The 13,186-nt window shown below is 68.5% G+C and carries 15 protein-coding genes; 5 read left to right on the top strand and 10 right to left on the bottom strand.

All coding sequences use genetic code 11. From position 1 onward, the window contains the following. Positions 1-398 precede the first annotated feature (398 nt). Positions 399-944: a class I SAM-dependent methyltransferase gene (locus RIC54_RS15915; RefSeq protein WP_350089944.1), complete on the top strand. Its 546-nt coding sequence runs from the start codon at positions 399-401 to the stop codon at positions 942-944. A 10-nt stretch (positions 945-954) separates the two neighbouring features. Here the strand turns inward: RIC54_RS15915 and RIC54_RS15910 are convergent, their stop codons facing one another. From RIC54_RS15910 to RIC54_RS15895, 4 genes are all read right to left on the bottom strand, one after another. Then, positions 955-2,400 carry a mannose-1-phosphate guanylyltransferase/mannose-6-phosphate isomerase gene (locus tag RIC54_RS15910; protein WP_350089941.1) on the bottom strand — a complete coding sequence of 482 codons (1,446 nt, stop codon included), beginning with the start codon at positions 2,398-2,400 and terminating at the stop codon, positions 955-957. Between the two features lie 49 nt (positions 2,401-2,449). Further along, entirely contained in the window at positions 2,450-2,998 is a 549-nt protein-coding gene (locus RIC54_RS15905) for a D-glycero-alpha-D-manno-heptose-1,7-bisphosphate 7-phosphatase (RefSeq protein WP_350089938.1), read from the bottom strand. A gap of 44 nt (positions 2,999-3,042) precedes the next feature. Further along, a complete protein-coding gene (locus tag RIC54_RS15900) occupies positions 3,043-4,425 on the bottom strand; it encodes a hypothetical protein (protein ID WP_350089935.1) in 1,383 nt (460 codons plus the stop codon). A 195-nt stretch (positions 4,426-4,620) separates the two neighbouring features. Beyond that, complete coding sequence (locus tag RIC54_RS15895; protein WP_350089932.1) at positions 4,621-5,226, bottom strand: superoxide dismutase; 606 nt, start codon at positions 5,224-5,226, stop codon at positions 4,621-4,623. Positions 5,227-5,412: 186 nt separating this feature from the next. On the opposite strand from RIC54_RS15895, the gene RIC54_RS15890 reads away from it, so the two are divergent. Further along, positions 5,413-6,219: a phosphodiesterase gene (locus tag RIC54_RS15890; protein ID WP_350089929.1), complete on the top strand. Its 807-nt coding sequence runs from the start codon at positions 5,413-5,415 to the stop codon at positions 6,217-6,219. On the opposite strand, the gene RIC54_RS15885 is transcribed toward RIC54_RS15890, so the two are convergent. Genes RIC54_RS15885 through pcaC form a run of 3 tightly spaced genes read right to left on the bottom strand, consistent with a single transcriptional unit; the run spans position 6,198 to position 8,424 of the window. Then, positions 6,198-7,118, bottom strand: coding sequence for an NAD(P)-dependent oxidoreductase (locus RIC54_RS15885; protein WP_350089926.1), 921 nt, complete (start codon positions 7,116-7,118; stop codon positions 6,198-6,200). The genes RIC54_RS15890 and RIC54_RS15885 overlap by 22 nt on opposite strands. Further along, positions 7,118-8,032: an NAD(P)-dependent oxidoreductase gene (locus tag RIC54_RS15880; protein ID WP_350089923.1), complete on the bottom strand. Its 915-nt coding sequence runs from the start codon at positions 8,030-8,032 to the stop codon at positions 7,118-7,120. Before RIC54_RS15880 ends, RIC54_RS15885 begins: the two co-directional genes overlap by 1 nt. A 14-nt stretch (positions 8,033-8,046) precedes the next feature. Further along, on the bottom strand, positions 8,047-8,424 hold the full coding sequence (gene pcaC / locus RIC54_RS15875) for a 4-carboxymuconolactone decarboxylase (RefSeq protein WP_350089920.1): 378 nt from the start codon (positions 8,422-8,424) through the stop codon (positions 8,047-8,049). A 185-nt stretch (positions 8,425-8,609) separates the two neighbouring features. On the opposite strand from pcaC, the gene RIC54_RS15870 reads away from it, so the two are divergent. Further along, positions 8,610-9,062 carry a dihydroneopterin aldolase gene (locus RIC54_RS15870; protein WP_350089917.1) on the top strand — a complete coding sequence of 151 codons (453 nt, stop codon included), beginning with the start codon at positions 8,610-8,612 and terminating at the stop codon, positions 9,060-9,062. A gap of 19 nt (positions 9,063-9,081) precedes the next feature. Here RIC54_RS15870 and RIC54_RS15865 read toward each other — a convergent pair whose 3' ends face one another. Then, positions 9,082-9,705 carry a LysE family translocator gene (locus RIC54_RS15865; protein WP_350089914.1) on the bottom strand — a complete coding sequence of 208 codons (624 nt, stop codon included), beginning with the start codon at positions 9,703-9,705 and terminating at the stop codon, positions 9,082-9,084. A gap of 149 nt (positions 9,706-9,854) precedes the next feature. Between RIC54_RS15865 and RIC54_RS15860 the strand changes: the two genes are divergently transcribed. Beyond that, on the top strand, positions 9,855-10,568 hold the full coding sequence (locus tag RIC54_RS15860) for a 2OG-Fe(II) oxygenase (protein ID WP_350089911.1): 714 nt from the start codon (positions 9,855-9,857) through the stop codon (positions 10,566-10,568). 6 nt (positions 10,569-10,574) lie between these two features. On the opposite strand, the gene RIC54_RS15855 is transcribed toward RIC54_RS15860, so the two are convergent. Then, complete coding sequence (locus RIC54_RS15855) at positions 10,575-11,015, bottom strand: type II 3-dehydroquinate dehydratase (RefSeq protein ID WP_350089908.1); 441 nt, start codon at positions 11,013-11,015, stop codon at positions 10,575-10,577. A 195-nt stretch (positions 11,016-11,210) separates the two neighbouring features. Between RIC54_RS15855 and RIC54_RS15850 the strand changes: the two genes are divergently transcribed. After that, complete coding sequence (locus RIC54_RS15850) at positions 11,211-12,089, top strand: NAD-dependent epimerase/dehydratase family protein (protein ID WP_350089905.1); 879 nt, start codon at positions 11,211-11,213, stop codon at positions 12,087-12,089. Between the two features lie 44 nt (positions 12,090-12,133). On the opposite strand, the gene argC is transcribed toward RIC54_RS15850, so the two are convergent. Continuing rightward, on the bottom strand, positions 12,134-13,108 hold the full coding sequence (gene argC, locus RIC54_RS15845) for an N-acetyl-gamma-glutamyl-phosphate reductase (protein ID WP_350089902.1): 975 nt from the start codon (positions 13,106-13,108) through the stop codon (positions 12,134-12,136). Positions 13,109-13,186 lie beyond the last annotated feature (78 nt).

Genomic DNA, 13,186 nt, shown 5'->3' with positions numbered 1-13,186 from the left:
ACAGGATTGCTTGTTCTTGTCGCCTGCGCGTCCGGCGGGTCTTGCGACGCCGGCTCCCGAGGCACCTTTTTGAATGACGTTTGCCGTTTGAAAGGCGGATCCGCCCCGGACTGACAACAGGTTATGCGGACTCAAGCCCAACCGAAAGACGAAACGGCCCAACGACGGCGATAGCCGCCGGCAAGGCCGTCCTGATGGACCTGCGGATTCGGCCCGCGATCGCCTTGAGGATGCGGCCCAACGCCGCGACCAGCCGCGCGACAGGTTCTTTTCGTGTACTGTCATCGCTATGTCATACTAACTATCCCTATGCGCTTCCCGATGATCACTCCTGAGGTATCCAACCCACGATCATGAGCGACGCTGTTCAATTCTTGCGCGCTTGGATTGCAGACCCCATGCGCGTGGCATCGATCACGCCGTCGAGTAGCGCGCTGGCCGCGCTGATCACGTCGGAGATCGGTCCGCACACCACGCCAGTGATCGAACTCGGGCCTGGCACCGGGGTGTTCACGCGCGCATTGCTGGCACGGGGCGTTCCGCCGGAGCGCCTGTTGCTGGTCGAGCGCAGCGCCGAGTTCGCAGCGATGCTGGAACATCGGTTTCCGGGGGTCGGCGTGCTGGCGATGGATGCGTCCGATCTTGGCCGGGCGGAGCTGTTCGACGGCGAGCCGGTGAAGGCGGTGGTCAGCGGCTTGCCGTTCCTGTCGATGCCGACGCGCCAGATCATGGGGGTTCTGGACGGCTGCTTTGCCCATCTGGACCAGGACGGGATGTTCTATCAGTTTACCTATGGGGCGCGGTGCCCGGTGCCGCGGATCATCCTGGAGCGGTTGGGGCTGAAGGCAGTGCGGATCGGCCGGACCTTCTCGAACTTTCCACCCGCCGCGGTCTACCGGATCCGCCGTCGCCCGACGCGGCGGCTGTACGCCGTCGGTTCATAGCCCGGCAGCGTCAGCCGCGGCCGTAGGCGTCGTCGTACCGCTCGATGTCATCCTCCCCGAGATAGCCACCCGATTGCACCTCGATGATGGCGACCGGCGCGTCCGTCGGGTTTTCCAGGCGGTGCACCCAGCCCAGCGGGATGTCGATCGACCGGTTCTTGCCCAGGTCGACCGTCTCGAGCGTCTCCCGGTTCGGCCCGCGCGTCACCCGGGCGGTACCCTCGATGACCACCCAATGCTCGGCGCGGTGCCGATGGCTCTGCAGCGACAACCGACCGCCGGGATGCACCCTGATCTGCTTGACCTGGAAGCCGGGGCCGCGGTCCAGCGTGCTGTAGGAACCCCAGGGACGGTGGACTTCCGGGTGTCCGTCGGCTTCGGTTCTGCCGTCAACGCGCAGCCGGTCGACGACGGTCTTCACGTCCTGGGCGCGCGCCGCATCGGCGATCAGGACGGCGTCCGGTGTCGCCACAATGACGAGGTCGGCGACACCGAGCGTGGCCACCAGCGGCCCGGTGCTGCGGATCAGGCAGTCGCGGGTGTCGATGGCGACGGTATCGCCCGACGCAACATTGCCGGCGGCGTCCCGGCCGCCCAGGGCACGAAGCGTCGCGAATGACCCGACGTCGCTCCACTCGGGGTCGCAGGGCACGACGGCGGCTCGGTCAGTCTTCTCCATCACGGCGTAGTCGAGGGAGATCGCGGGTGCCTGGGCAAAGGCTTCCGGATCCAGGCGTTCGTAGTCGAGGTCGCGGACCGTTCCGGCCAGCGTTGCCCGCGCGGCGGCCCCGATTGCCGGAGCCAGACGGTCGACTTCGCCGGCCAGCGTATCGGCTCTGGTGAGGAAGTTGCCGGAGTTCCAGACGTAGCGGCCATCGGCCAGATAGCGCGAGGCAGTTGGCGCATCCGGCTTCTCGACGAACCGGTCGACGCTATGGACGCCCGGCAAGTCCGGCAGTTCGTCGCCGGCACGTATGTACCCGTAACCGGTCTCGGGGCGGTCGGGCCGGATGCCGAAAGTGACGATGCGTCCAGCCAAAGCTGCCGGGGAGGCAAGGTCGATCGCGTCCACGAACGCGCCGGGCCGTGACATGGCGTGATCGGCGGCCAGGAGCAAGATCAGCGTCGCCGGCTCGTCCGCCATGACGCGATGTGCTGCGAGCGTTGCCGCTGGGGCGGAGTTTCGCCCTTCGGCCTCCAGCAGGATCGCGCGTGGCTGGATATCGATCGCCCGGAGTTGCTCGGCAACCAGGAAGCGATGCTCGACGTTCGCGACCACGACGGGTGGCGCAAACCGCGTTGGGTCGGCGACCCGCTGCGCCGTGGCTTGCAGCATGGACGCGTCACCGACGAGGCTGAGGAATTGCTTCGGATACTGGGCCCGCGACAAGGGCCAGAGCCGGGTGCCGGCGCCACCGCACAGGATGACGGGAACGATCCGATTGCCGGCGCTCATCGGTGAATGCCCGTCGTTCCCAAGTGCTCGCCGCTCGCTCGCATCGTCATCACGGTTCCCCTTCGCCGGGCCCGTCGGCCACGACCCGTTCAAGCAGGAGTGCAACCACGGCATCAAGATCGCCGCCGGTGTACAGATGACCAGCGATCCCGGCGGCGGCAGCGGCCGCAACGTCGCTGTCGCGGTCACCTATCATAAAAGAGCCGATCCGGCGTGTCGGCCAGCGCTCCATCAGGTCCAGCAGCATCCCGGGTGCGGGCTTGCGCCAATGCGCGTGGGCGGCGAACCGTTCGGGCTGGTGATCCGGGTGAAACGGGCAGTAGCGCCAGTCGTCGATTCGGGCACCGTGCTCGGCAAGCCGGTCCGTCATCCATCGGTGAAGGTTTTCGACATCGTCCTCGCCATAGAGTCCTCGTGCGACACCGGACTGATTGGTGACCACGAAAACCCGGTACCCGGCGTGGTTCAGGCGCCGCACCGCCGAGACTGCGCCGGGAATCCAGACGATCTGGTTCGCACGGTACGCATAGCCGATGTCCTGGTTGAGGATGCCGTCGCGATCCAGGAACGCAGCCGGTCGTAATGTCAGGTCGCCCATGCTGTCGCTCGGCAATCCGGGATGGTGACCGCCCGCTAGGAGCGTCACACCATGCAGATTGTCAATACCGAGCGGGGGGTAGGATGGGTACGGCGATAGAGCGGAAGGCTCAGACGAACCCAGTCGAACATCGAGGGACCGCCGTTGGTCAGCAACACACCGGTGCATCGATGGACCAGCGGCGATCCACGACGGACCGCGGTCTGAACGTCCAACTCGACCCGGCGTCCAAGTCGGCGGTCCGGAGCATCGATCAGGCGTTTGCCGACCATCATCTCGGGCAGGATCTCATCCCAGCTGCCATGATCGCCGCCTTCGTACGCCGCGATCCGAAACTGGTTGTCCTGATCGAGTTCGACCAGCTTGGCGCGGGCCGCGTTGCCGCCTTCGCGTTCCAGAGCCTCGATCAGCCCGGAGCCATTCTCGCCGTTCCCGCCATAGGCCCACCATGTGCGCACCGCCCTGGCGATGAGGTCGCGGTGATGCGCTGCGACATCGTTCGGCAGGTGCTCCGGCTCGATGGCAATCGATTGAATGGTGGTCGGAAACTGCGCGTACTGCCGGGCGGTAACCAGATGGCGAATTCGGTCGGCTACCTGCTCGGGATGCCCGTACTCGCTCTCCCACGTCGCTCCGTCCCACCACGCAAGCGACAGCGGCTTCGCCGTGTCTGACCACAGCGTGCAGAGATCAGCCAGACGGTCGACGGTCGCGGGCTCAAGAGCGTGCGGGTCGACGACGATGCGCGTCGGGAGGACCGAGCGAAGGTCGGTGCCGGCGTGTGGCCATGGCCGTTCGACGGCTGCCCAGCCGAGAGAGTGCATCGCGAACAGCACCATGTCCGGCGCGTCGTTCGGCAGTTCATCCGCCAGTTGGCGGCGATAACGACCGTCGGCATCCAGCCATTCCGCCGTCCGAAGCCGAGCGGCCAGGGCTTCCGCGGAGATCATCGCCCGCTCGATGGAACTGATCGATCGGGCGGCATCTGCAACACTGGCGATCGGCACTGGAGCCTCGGATCGGTGAAGCTCGGTGTCCTGGTCGAAGCCGCGCAGGATCTCATCGATCGACGGGCGGCCGTTCTCCGCCTGTCGGCCGCGCACCGACGTCTCGAGATAATTCATGGCCGCTTCGGTGTTAACGAAACAGACCGAGACCGGGCGCGCGTCGGCGCTGATCAGGTTGACGGTGATCCGGCGCCCATCGGCGCAATCCCGGAGGGCGCCGGGCAACAGCGCCACCACCGCCTCGCTGACCACGGCAGGGTTGACGTGCACGTCCACGGTGCGCGTGCCGACGTCGACATCGACCCAGCCCATGAGATTGATGGCGGTCGCCCACATGGTGCGCTCCGCACCCTGCCCGTCAGACAGGCGCGGGCCTATTCCCTTGGCGGTAAGCCAGAACGAGTTGTTGTCGGAGTCCATGAAATGCGTCCACCCGGCAGCACGGTATCAAAGTCTTGCACGCCGGCCCAAATCGTCACAAGAACCAATCGTATGGTGTTTTATGCACTTCTTAGTAGTGTTCAGTGTTATTTGATGATCGGATTAAAGGAATACTCGAGATTGAGATAAAGGCGACGGGCATGACCTCTTCTGCGAGGCCATGCCCATCCACCATCAGGATGCTTTGCCGAGGAGTTCGGCGACCCGCTCCCAGTTAACCATGCTGTCAAGGAATGCCTTCACGTAATCCGGCCGGCGATTGCGGTAGTCGATGTAGTAGGAGTGTTCCCACACGTCGCAGCCGAGCAGCGCGGTCTCGCCTAGCGCCACCGGATTCACGCCATTGGCGGTCTTGGTCACCTTCAGCTTGCCGTCGGAGCCGACCGCCAGCCAGCACCAGCCCGACCCGAACTGGGTGACGCCGGCGTTGACGAAGTCCTCCTTGAACTTGTCGACGCTGCCGAAGTCGGCGGTGATCCGCTTCTCCAACTCGCCCGGCATGGCGCCGCCGCCCTTCGGCTTCATCCACTGCCAGAACTCGATGTGGTTCCAGTGCTGGGCGGCGTTGTTGAACAGGCCGGTCAGCTTGTCGTTCTTGTACGACGCCTTGACGACCTCCTCGAGCGACTTTCCTTCAAGCCCGCTGTCCTTCAGCAGGTTGTTGCCGTTCACGACATAGGCGTTGTGGTGCTTGTCGTGGTGGAACTCCAGCGTCTCCGCCGACATGTACGGCGCCAGCGCGTCGTACGCGTAGGGCAGCGGGGGAAGTTCGAATGCCATCGGTCGCTCTCCTCTCGTGAATTCGTCGGTGATCGTGGAGCGGTCCTCGGCGGGACCGGCTGCCGCGTCCCGGCTACATGTAAGCCCAAGAAAAAACTTGTCCAGAGAGAACCGGACGGAGTGCGTTAACCCTTATGCCCGACCGCTGGTCGCCCTTATAACCGTGGGGCGCGAAGGAGGAGTGCGATGCTGCTTGCCCAGATCACCGACCTGCACGTCCGGGAGCCCGGCAATCCGCTCGCCGGGCGGGTCGACACCGCGAGCTTCCTCGACCGGATGGTCGCTCGGCTGAACGCGCTGCTGCCGCGGCCCGGAGCGGTTCTGATCACCGGTGACCTGATCGACAACGGGTCGGAAGCGGAGTACCGCCTGCTGCGGCAGCGATTGGCCGGCCTGGACATGCCGGCCTATCTGGCACTCGGCAATCACGATGGTCGCGAGGCATTCCGCGCCTGCTTCACGGACCTCGATTACCGGGATGCCGGCACGGCATTCGTCCAGTACGCGGTTGACCTGGATGGGATTCGGCTGCTCGTTCTCGACACCCACGAGCCGGGCAAGCCGTCCGGCGCGCTGTGTCTGGAGCGGCTCAACTGGCTGTCGGAGCGGCTGGGCGAAGACCGGACCACCCCGACAGTGGTCGCGATGCACCATCCGCCGGTCCCGGTCGGAATGCCCAGGATGGACCCGTCGCGCCTGCTTGCCGGTGCCGAGCGGTTCAAGGAGCTGATCGCCTGCGCGCCGAACGTCGAGCGCATCCTGGCCGGGCATCTGCACCGCCCGGTCACTGTCCGGTTCGCCGGTACCGTGCTCGACGTCATGCCGGGTGCCGCCCACCAGATCCATCTGGACCTGCTGGGCGAGGGGCCGCTGAGCTTCGCGTTCGAGCCGCCGATGCTGCAACTGCACGCCATGGTACCGGGTGCCGGTCTGGTCAGCCACAAGGTCTACGCCGAGCCGTCGGACGGCCCCTATCCGTTCCGAGGCGGCTGATCGGCGTCCCGCACGGCGGCCAGGAAGTCCTCCAGCGTCTCCGGCCCGGCCGCGCCGAAGCGGTCGCGCAGGCCCAGGTCGGCGACCCACATCTGGCGCTGGCCGGTGCCCACGGCGGTGAACGGCTCGAGATCCAGGTCGCGCAGAGTGTCGGCAACCGAATCCATCTCGATCGCCCGCCGCCGGCCGTGCAGCGCCATCCGGCCCATGTGGTAGGTGGCGAGCCGGCGCCAGTCGATGTCGGGGAAGGTGCCCTGGATCGACGCCAGTACCCGGTCGGCGACGCCGGCACGGTCGGCGGCCACCAGGCTCTCGCACAGGATCGCCTCGATGCCCTTCATGAACACGCTGCGCGCCATCTTGATGGTCGATGCCTGGCCGATCCGGTCGCCGACCACCTCGATCGTCATGCCGAACGGCGCCAGTTGTGCCGCCGCGTCATGGGCCGCCGGACCGGCCAGCAGCATCGGCACCCTGTGGCCGCGGCCGGGAACCGTGTCCATCACCGCCACGTCGACGTAGCTGGCCGCCGACTGCGCCTCGACCACGCCGGCGGCCTTGACCTTCTTGCCGGGAGAGCAGGAGTTCAGGTCCAGGTACAGCTGGTCGGAGCGCAGGTGCGGAGCGGCGGCGGTCGCGGCCTCCAGCGCGCGCTCGGAGGTCACGGTCGACAGGATGATGTCGGCCTCCGCCAGCGCCTCGGCGACGGTCGCGCAGGGCATCGCCGGCACCGCCTCGGCCTTGGCGGTCCAGGCGTCGCGCGTGGCGGGGTCGTCGATCAGCAGATCGTACGCGGCAACCGAGGCGGCACCGGCGTCCAGCAGGCCGCGCGCGATCAGCGGGCCCGCCTCGCCGAAGCCGATGAAGGCCAGGCGAGGCGTGTTGCGGGAGGCCGGCATCAGCCCTTCTTTCCGGGTTTCAGCTTGGTGGCGTTGGCCCGCTCGTAGTACTCGATCGTGACCTCGTGATCGACGCCGGGAAGCTGGGCCGACGCCTGGGTCCAGATCTCGTTCATGGTGTGCAGCAGCGGGGCGAACGCCTCCTGATCGCCGGCCAACCCGGCGGCGATCCCGATGTCCTTGGCCATCAGCGCGGCGGAGAAGCCGGAGCCGTACTTCCGGTTCAGCACCCGCTGGTGGTACTTGGTCTCGGTCGAGTTGTTGCGCCCGGTCGACACGTTGATGATGTCGATCATCGCCGACGGGTCGAGGCCGAATTTCTGGCCGATCACCAGCGCCTCGTTGGCCGCCGTCAGGCCGACCGCCGACAGGTAGTTGTTCAGGCACTTCATCGCGTGGCCGCAGCCGAGCTGGCCGCAGCGGAACACGTTCTTGCCGGTCGCCTCGAACACCGGCATGACCTTGGCGATGGCCGCCTCGTCGCTGCCGCCGACCATGATCGACAGGGTTCCGGCGTCGGCGCCGGCGGTGCCGCCGGATACCGGCGCGTCGATCAGCGTGACGCCGTGCTTCAACAGCTCGTCGCCCAGGTCGCGGGTGCCGGTCGGCGCCGACGAGCTCATGTCGACCACGATCTTGCCCGACCCCAGCCCGTCGAGCAGCCGGTCGCCCTCGCCGAAGCAGATCTTGCGCACGATCTTGCCGTCCGGGACGATCGTGACGATCACGTCCGACATTTCGGCCAGCGCCTTCAGGGTCGGCGCGCGCTTGGCGTCGAACTCCTCGGCGAACTTGCCCATCCGGCCCTGGTCGACGTCGTAGACGACGATGTCCACGCCGGCGCGCTTGGCGTTGCGGGCCATCGGCCAACCCATGTTGCCGATGCCGATCCAGCCTACGGTCATGTCCGCCATGGCGGCGCTCTCCCTCAGATTCCGAGTTCTTTGAAGACTTCGCGGGCGTTGCGGAAGGCGTCGATCGCCGCCGGCACGCCGCAATAGATGGCGGTCTGCAGGAACACCTCGCGCATCTCTTCCTTGGTCACCCCGTTGGTGATGGCGCCGCGGATGTGCAGGCGCAGCTCGTGCGGGCGGTTCAGCGCCACCAGCATGGCGAGGTTCAGCATCGAGCGCTGCTTGCGCGGCAACTCCTCGCGGCCCCACACGGCACCCCAGCAGTACTCGGTCACCAGTTCCTGCAGCGGCATGTTGAAGTCGTCGGCCGACGCGATCGACTTGTCGACATACTCCGCGCCCAGCACCTCGCGCCGGTTCTTCAGGCCGGCCTCGAACATGGCCTTGTCCATCAGCTCTCTCCAGGAATGTATACAAAGGTTCGGCGCAGCGTAGACCGCGCCCTGGGTGGTCGCCAAGGCCCGGCGTCCGGTAGGCACTGCGACCGAGAGTCGCCCGGGCGACGGGCAAGGACGAGTTTGCGATGGCGCCCGACCGTCCCTAGGTTACGGTCCTACGGTACGGCAGGAGACCAGGCATGGCCCCCGACGACGGACGCAACGCCTACCAGCCCGACGGCGAGCCCGAACGCATCGCCGCGTCGGCGCGCGCCGACACCGGCGCGATCGACGACCTGTACATCGTGCGGGTGCGCGGCTTGGTGGTCGATTTCCGGATCGGCGTGTACGCCCACGAGCAGGGGGTGACCCAGCGGGTCCGCATCGACCTGACCGTCGAGGTGGCCCGGCCCGACGGCGGGTTCCAGGAGGATCACCGCCGGGTCTACTGCTACGACCGGCTGACCAAGGGGATCCGCAAGCTGGCCGGCGGCGGCCACGTCCGGCTGGTCGAGACCCTGGCCGACCGGGTCGCCGAATTGGCCCTGGCCGACCCGCGCGCCCGGCGGGCCGAGGTCACGGTGGAAAAGCTCGACATCATGCCCGACGCCGAAGGGGTCGGAGTGACCGTGTCGCGCAGCCGCCAGACCTGACAATCCCCCTGAACGGGACTCAGCGTGCCGCCACCATCAGCCCGGCGCCGATCATCACCGTGCCGGAGCCGCGGTTCAGCGCGGTCAGCGCCCGGCGCGAGCGGAACCAGCGGCGCGCCCGGGCCGCCAGCAGCCCGTAGCCGTAGTTGACCGCCGACAGGGTGACGACGGTCACCACCGACAGCCACGCCATGTCGGCGTGGGTGATCGCGCGGACGTCCATGAAGGTCGGCAGGAACGCGCCGTAGAACAGGATGCCCTTGGGGTTGCCGAGCGCCAGCAGCAGCCCGGCCAGCAGGCCGCTGCGCGCGTCCTTCGCGGTGACCGGCAGCGCCGCCGGATCGGCGTCGAGCGGCACCGGCGCGCTGCGCCACAGCTGGATGCCGAGCCAGATCAGGTAGCCGGCGCCGAGCCACTTCACCACCACGAACACCTCGCCCATCGCGGCGGCGATCGCCGACAGGCCGTAGACCGCGAAGGCCAGGAAGATCAGGTCGCCGGCGACCACGCCGAGGTTGAAGCTGATCCCGGCGCGGAACCCGCCGGCCAGGCAGCGCGCCACGATGCCGAGCACCGCCGGCCCTGGTGTCAGACCGAACACCACCATCGCGGCGGCAAAGGCCAGCAGGGATTCGATCGTCATCGCGGGGTCCTCCTTGGCGGGTCGCGCCAGCATTGCCGATCGGGCCGCCGGCGGAAAGTGCCTCTGCGTCCGCAAGAACCGGAGTGATCGCGCGCCGCCGCACCCCTACGTTGAGTCCGTGCCCGCCGGCCGACTGCGAAGGAAACTCCATGCCCGACATCGCCACCCGTCTCGCCGACCTCGACTGGACCCGGATCGCCGCCGACCTCGACCGCTGGGGCGCGGCGACCACCGGGCCGCTGCTGTCCGCCGGGGAATGCCGCGCGCTGGCGGGGCTGTACGATGACGGCGATGGCCGGTTCCGCAGCACGGTGGTGATGGCGCGCCACGGCTTCGGCAGCGGCGAGTACCGCTACTTCGCCTACCCGCTGCCGGACGTGGTGGCCGACCTGCGCGCCGGCTTCTACCCGCCGCTCGCCGCGATCGCCAACACCTGGGCGCGCCGCCTGGACGACCCGCGCCGCCATCCCGAGCGTCTGGAGGACTGGCTGGCGCAATGCCACGCCGCCGGCCAGACCAGGCCGACCCCGCTGCTGCTGAAGTACGGCCCCGGCGACTACAACTGCCTGCACCAGGACCTGTACGGCGAGCACGTGTTCCCGCTGCAGGCGGCGATCCTGCTGAGCGACCCGGCGACCGACTTCACCGGCGGCGAGTTCGTGCTGACCGAGCAGCGCCCGCGCATGCAGTCACGGGCCGAGGTGGTGAGCCTGCGCCAGGGCGAGGCGGTGATCTTCCCGGTCAACCGCCGCCCGGTCGAGGGCGGCCGGGGCATCTACCGCACCGCCATGCGCCACGGCGTCAGCCGCCTGCGCTCCGGCGAGCGCTACACGCTGGGGGTGATCCTGCACGACGCCGGCTGAGGGACGTCAGCGCCGCGCCTCGAGCAGGTCGTACATGGCGTTCAGCGCGGTCACGTAGCCCCGCGCGCCCAGGCCGGCGATCACCGCCGTCGCCGCCTTCGACATGATCGAGTGGCGATGGTCCGCGTCGCGGGCGTGGATGTTCGAGATGTGCAGCTCGATGACCGGGCCGCCGTAGAACTTCAGCGCGTCCAGCACCGCCACCGAATAGAAGCTGTAGCCGGCCGGGTTGATGATCACGCCGTCGGCCGTGCCGCGCGCCGCCTGCAGCATGTTCACGATCTCGCCCTCCAGGTTGGACTGCATGAACTCGATCGGGCCGCGCGCGGCGTCGCGGCACCAGCCCTCGATCTCGGCCAGGGTCGTCCTGCCGTAGATCTCCGGCTCCCGCACGCCGAGGGTGTTCAGGTTGGGGCCGTTCACGATGTGGATCGTCGGCGCAGTCATCGGTCGTCTCCAAATGTCGGTGGGCCGGCAGCCCTGCAGCGTGTCACGATGGGCGAAGGTGCCGCCCGGCGCCATCGGCAATTTGGCCTGCGGTTTGAACTTTGCCCGTCGCGCACGGGAACGACCCGAGGAGACGTCCATGGCCCTGACCGGTTTCACCCTCCCGGCGCTCCGGCACGCCGCCGGGGGCCGGGCATGACGGTCCTGATCACCGGCGGCGGCGGGTTCCTGGGGGCCTGGATCATCCGCCGCCTCGCCGCCCGCGGGATCGACCGCGGGATCGTGCGCGCCATCGCCGGCGACGTGGCCGACCGCCTGGAGTGGCGCACCGGGGACGTGGCGTCGCTCGAGGACGTGTCGGCGGCGGCGGACGGCTGCGACTTCGCGATCCACCTTGCCGCCCTGCTGACCCCGGCCTGTGCCGAGAATCCGATCCTCGGCGCCCGGGTCAACCTGATCGGCACGCTGAACGTGTTCGAGGCGGCCAAGGCGCTTGGCCTGCGCGGCGTCGCCTACGCCAGCAGCGCCGGCGTGTTCGGGCCGGACGACGGCGCCATCCCCTTTCCCACGACCCACTACGGCGCCTTCAAGCTGGCCTGCGAGGGGTCGGGCCGGGCCTATTGGCAGGATGCCGGCCTGTCCAGCGTCGGCTTCCGCCCCGCCATCGTGTACGGCCCCGGACGCGAGACCGGCCTGACCGCCGGTCCGTCGCTGGCCTGCCGCGAGGCGGTCGCCGGGCGGCCCTACACCATCGGCTATTCAGGGCGGGCCGACATGATCCATGTCGACGACGTGGCGGCGGCGTTCGAGGCGGCGGCGACCCGGCCGTTCGAGGGCGCGCACGCCTTCTCCCTGGTCGGCGAGGTCGCCGACGTCTCGGCGATCGTCGACGGCATCCGCAGCCAGGTGCCGGGCGCCGCCATCGACTGGTCCGGCCCGCCGCTGCCCCTGCACCCGGTGATCGCGCCCAGCCCGATCCAGGCGGTCCTGGGCGACCTGCCGCACACCCCGCTGGCCGACGGCCTGGCACGGACGATCGCGTTCTATAGGCGGGGTGGTTCGGGGGAGGAGTGATCGGCGACGCGGGTGGTTTGCGGACCTGGCGCCGGCCGACGGTTTTACGGCCAGACCGGCGCGCCCTCCAGCCCCGTGGTTTCGGGCAGGCCGCAGATCAGGTTCGCGTTCTGCACCGCTTGGCCGGCCGCGCCCTTGCCGAGATTGTCGACCACCCCCATCGCGATCACCAGGTTTCGCTCCGGATCGGCCGCATAGCTGACGAACGCGAGGTTCGAGCCGGTCGCCCATTTGGTCTGCGGCGGCCTGTCGGTCACGCGGATGAACGCCCGCCCGGCGTAGAAGCGCCGCGCCGCGTCCAGGCACTGGTCGGTGGTGGCGCGGCCGCGGCAGTAGATGGTGGCGAGTACGCCGCGGGTCATCGGCACCAGGTGTGGCGTGAACACCAGCCCGGCGGCACTGCCGCCGCTCAGCCGCTCGATCGTCGTGGCCATCTCGGGCATGTGGACGTGCTTGAGCAGGCCGTAGGGCACCAGGTTCTCGTTGCTGTCGGCGTAGCCGAACGTGCCGCCGCCGCCCCGGCCGGCACCGGAGATGCCGGTCTTGGCGTCGATCACGATGTTGCCGGGCTCGATCAGCCGGTCGGCTAGCAGCGGCGCCAACGCGGTCAGCGTCGCCGCCGGGAAGCAGCCGGGGTTGGCAACGCGGGTCCGACCCTCGATCTGGTCCGGCCAGACGTCGGCCAGGCCGTACGCCCAACCCTCGACGTAGCGGTGGTCGCCGCCGATGTCGACGATCCTCACGCTCTGGGGCACGCGCGCCAGCGCTGCGGCCGAGGCGCCGGTCGGCAGCGACGCGAACAGCACGTCGAGCGTCGGCAGGGTCGCCGGGTCCCACTTCTCGATCACCAGCTTGGCCAGCGCGGCCGGCGCGCCGGGGAAGCGGTCCCCCAACCGGCTGCCGGCGCTGCCCTCACCTGCGGCGTAGACCAGTTCGAAGGACGGGTGGCCCGCGACCAGGCGCATCGCCTCGCCGCCGCCAAAACCGCTGATCCCGACAATGCCGACGCGAATGCTCATGGTGGTGTCCTGCTGCTGGAGGTAGGGCAAAGAAAAACCCCCGAAGCCAGGGGCTGCGGAGGTTCGAGAGATGCGGGC

Source organism: Thalassobaculum sp., from assembly GCF_040219215.1.
GTDB lineage: Bacteria > Pseudomonadota > Alphaproteobacteria > Thalassobaculales > Thalassobaculaceae > Thalassobaculum_A.
This window is presented reverse-complemented; position numbering and strand designations above follow the sequence as displayed.

Excerpts from the sequence above, each read along its gene's own strand:
- RIC54_RS15855 (WP_350089908.1), bottom strand. The coding sequence starts at position 11,015 with ATGACTGCGCCGACGATCCACATCGTGAACGGCCCCAACCTGAACACC.
- RIC54_RS15885 (WP_350089926.1), bottom strand. The coding sequence starts at position 7,118 with ATGCCGGCCTCCCGCAACACGCCTCGCCTGGCCTTCATCGGCTTCGGC.
- RIC54_RS15890 (WP_350089929.1), top strand. The coding sequence starts at position 5,413 with ATGCTGCTTGCCCAGATCACCGACCTGCACGTCCGGGAGCCCGGCAAT.
- RIC54_RS15870 (WP_350089917.1), top strand. The coding sequence starts at position 8,610 with ATGGCCCCCGACGACGGACGCAACGCCTACCAGCCCGACGGCGAGCCC.
- RIC54_RS15910 (WP_350089941.1), bottom strand. The coding sequence starts at position 2,400 with ATGAGCGCCGGCAATCGGATCGTTCCCGTCATCCTGTGCGGTGGCGCC.
- RIC54_RS15900 (WP_350089935.1), bottom strand. The coding sequence starts at position 4,425 with ATGGACTCCGACAACAACTCGTTCTGGCTTACCGCCAAGGGAATAGGC.
- pcaC (WP_350089920.1), bottom strand. The coding sequence starts at position 8,424 with ATGGACAAGGCCATGTTCGAGGCCGGCCTGAAGAACCGGCGCGAGGTG.
- argC (WP_350089902.1), bottom strand. The coding sequence starts at position 13,108 with ATGAGCATTCGCGTCGGCATTGTCGGGATCAGCGGTTTTGGCGGCGGC.
- RIC54_RS15865 (WP_350089914.1), bottom strand. The coding sequence starts at position 9,705 with ATGACGATCGAATCCCTGCTGGCCTTTGCCGCCGCGATGGTGGTGTTC.
- RIC54_RS15905 (WP_350089938.1), bottom strand. The coding sequence starts at position 2,998 with ATGGGCGACCTGACATTACGACCGGCTGCGTTCCTGGATCGCGACGGC.
- RIC54_RS15895 (WP_350089932.1), bottom strand. The coding sequence starts at position 5,226 with ATGGCATTCGAACTTCCCCCGCTGCCCTACGCGTACGACGCGCTGGCG.
- RIC54_RS15915 (WP_350089944.1), top strand. The coding sequence starts at position 399 with ATGCGCGTGGCATCGATCACGCCGTCGAGTAGCGCGCTGGCCGCGCTG.
- RIC54_RS15880 (WP_350089923.1), bottom strand. The coding sequence starts at position 8,032 with ATGGCGGACATGACCGTAGGCTGGATCGGCATCGGCAACATGGGTTGG.
- RIC54_RS15850 (WP_350089905.1), top strand. The coding sequence starts at position 11,211 with ATGACGGTCCTGATCACCGGCGGCGGCGGGTTCCTGGGGGCCTGGATC.
- RIC54_RS15860 (WP_350089911.1), top strand. The coding sequence starts at position 9,855 with ATGCCCGACATCGCCACCCGTCTCGCCGACCTCGACTGGACCCGGATC.